2 protein-coding genes are annotated in these 3,213 nt (G+C 36.0%); both read left to right on the plus strand.

The window, feature by feature from the left end; genetic code table 11:
• Positions 1 to 1,514, plus strand: a 1,514-nt coding sequence (locus AJ930_RS06355) for a flagellin (protein WP_070275012.1), incomplete at its 5' end; no start/stop codon positions are given.
• Positions 1,515 to 1,677: 163 nt separating this feature from the next.
• The coding region (locus tag AJ930_RS06360) for a flagellin A (protein WP_070275013.1) at positions 1,678 to 3,213 on the plus strand (1,536 nt) is incomplete at its 3' end.

Below are 3,213 nucleotides of genomic sequence, written 5' to 3' on the forward strand. Positions count from 1 at the left end.
TAGGCATCTTACAAACTGCAGATAAGGCTATGGATGAGCAACTTAAGATCTTAGATACAATCAAGACTAAAGCAACTCAAGCAGCTCAAGATGGACAAAGCTTAAAAACAAGAACTATGCTTCAAGCAGATATTAACCGCTTGATGGAAGAACTTGATAATATTGCTAATACTACTTCATTTAATGGTAAACAACTTTTAAGTGGTAATTTTATCAATCAAGAATTTCAAATCGGTGCAAGTTCAAATCAAACTATTAAAGCTACCATAGGCCCAACCCAATCTTCTAAGATAGGTTTAACACGCTTTGAAACTGGAGGAAGGATTTCTGAAAGTGGTGAAGTGCAATTTACTTTGAAAAACTATAACGGTATAGATGATTTTAAATTTCAAAAAGTTGTGATTTCAACTTCGGTTGGAACAGGACTTGGGGCTTTAGCTGAAGAGATCAATAAAAATGCCGATAAAACGGGTGTTAGGGCTACCTTTACAGTAGAGACTCGAGGTATGGGTGCAGTTAGAGAAGGTACTACTTCTGAAGATTTTACTATTAATGGGGTAAAAATCGGCCAGATAGAATATAAAGATGGCGATAGCAATGGTGCTTTAGTTTCTGCAATCAACTCTGTAAAAGATACTACAGGAGTAGAAGCCTCTATAGATGAAAATGGTAAACTTTTGCTCACTTCAAGAGAGGGTAGAGGGATTAAAATTGAAGGTGATATAGGCAAGGGTGCTTTTATCAATCCAAATATGAAAGAAAATTACGGTCGCTTATCTTTGGTAAAAAATGATGGTAAAGATATTTTAATCAGTGGAACAGGATTAACTGCTACTGGATTTGGTGCAAGTAGTTTCATTTCACAAGCTTCTGTTTCTCTAAGAGAATCAAAAGGTCAAATTGATGCCAATGTTGCTGATGCTATGGGGTTTAACTCAGTTGATAAAGGTAATATTTTAGGGGGTTATTCTTCCGTTTCTGCTTATATGAGTAGTGCCGGTAGTGGATTTTCGTCAGGTTCAGGTTATTCTGTAGGTAGTGGTAAAAATTATTCCACAGGTTTTGCTAATGTGATAGCTGTTTCTGCAGCTTCTCAACTCTCAGCGGTTTATAATGTATCTGCAGGCTCAGGTTTTTCTAGTGGTTCTAATTTATCTCAATTTGCAACCTTGAAAACTTCAGTTGGAAATACTCTTGGTGTAAAAGATGAAACAGCAGGTGTAACTACACTTAAAGGCGCTATGGCAGTGATGGATATAGCAGAAACTGCTATAACAAATCTTGATCAAATCAGAGCAGACATTGGTTCAGTGCAAAATCAAATCACATCAACTATAAACAACATCACTGTAACTCAAGTAAATGTTAAATCAGCAGAATCTCAAATCAGAGATGTAGACTTTGCTAGTGAGAGTGCAAACTACTCTAAAGCAAATATATTAGCTCAGAGTGGTTCTTATGCTATGGCGCAAGCAAATTCAACACAACAAAATGTTTTAAGATTGCTTCAATAGCAAGTTAAGTAATTTTTATAAGAATTGCTGCAATATATACAAATCCAAGCCTAGTTTAAATACTAGGCTTTTTTATTTATAAGCTTTAAATTTTTAATTAATTAAAACTTGGAACACTTTTTGCTTTTAATCTTTTCGATGCAATATTTTGAAAGGATTTAAAATGGGTTTTAGGATAAACACCAACATCGGCGCATTAAATGCGCACGCAAATTCAGTTGTTAATTCTAACGAGCTTGATAAGTCTTTAAGCAGACTTAGTTCAGGTCTTAGAATCAACTCAGCCGCAGATGATGCTTCAGGGATGGCGATAGCAGACTCTTTGCGTTCACAAGCAGCCACTTTAGGCCAAGCCATAAACAATGGTAACGATGCTATAGGCATCTTACAAACTGCAGATAAGGCTATGGATGAGCAACTTAAGATCTTAGATACAATCAAGACTAAAGCAACTCAAGCAGCTCAAGATGGACAAAGCTTAAAAACAAGAACTATGCTTCAAGCAGATATTAACCGCTTGATGGAAGAACTTGATAATATTGCTAATACTACTTCATTTAATGGTAAACAACTTTTAAGTGGTAATTTTATCAATCAAGAATTTCAAATCGGTGCAAGTTCAAATCAAACTATTAAAGCTACCATAGGCCCAACCCAATCTTCTAAGATAGGTTTAACACGCTTTGAAACTGGAGGAAGGATTTCTGAAAGTGGTGAAGTGCAATTTACTTTGAAAAACTATAACGGTATAGATGATTTTAAATTTCAAAAAGTTGTGATTTCAACTTCGGTTGGAACAGGACTTGGGGCTTTAGCTGAAGAGATCAATAAAAATGCCGATAAAACGGGTGTTAGGGCTACCTTTACAGTAGAGACTCGAGGTATGGGTGCAGTTAGAGAAGGTACTACTTCTGAAGATTTTACTATTAATGGGGTAAAAATCGGCCAGATAGAATATAAAGATGGCGATAGCAATGGTGCTTTAGTTTCTGCAATCAACTCTGTAAAAGATACTACAGGAGTAGAAGCCTCTATAGATGAAAATGGTAAACTTTTGCTCACTTCAAGAGAGGGTAGAGGGATTAAAATTGAAGGTGATATAGGCAAGGGTGCTTTTATCAATCCAAATATGAAAGAAAATTACGGTCGCTTATCTTTGGTAAAAAATGATGGTAAAGATATTTTAATCAGTGGAACAGGATTAACTGCTACTGGATTTGGTGCAAGTAGTTTCATTTCACAAGCTTCTGTTTCTCTAAGAGAATCAAAAGGTCAAATTGATGCCAATGTTGCTGATGCTATGGGGTTTAACTCAGTTGATAAAGGTAATATTTTAGGGGGTTATTCTTCCGTTTCTGCTTATATGAGTAGTGCCGGTAGTGGATTTTCGTCAGGTTCAGGTTATTCTGTAGGTAGTGGTAAAAATTATTCCACAGGTTTTGCTAATGTGATAGCTGTTTCTGCAGCTTCTCAACTCTCAGCGGTTTATAATGTATCTGCAGGCTCAGGTTTTTCTAGTGGTTCTAATTTATCTCAATTTGCAACCTTGAAAACTTCAGTTGGAAATACTCTTGGTGTAAAAGATGAAACAGCAGGTGTAACTACACTTAAAGGCGCTATGGCAGTGATGGATATAGCAGAAACTGCTATAACAAATCTTGATCAAATCAGAGCAGACATTGGTTCAGTGCAAAATCAA

It is taken from the genome of Campylobacter sp. BCW_6871, from assembly GCF_001762325.1.
GTDB classification, from domain to species: Bacteria; Campylobacterota; Campylobacteria; order Campylobacterales; family Campylobacteraceae; genus Campylobacter_D; species Campylobacter_D jejuni.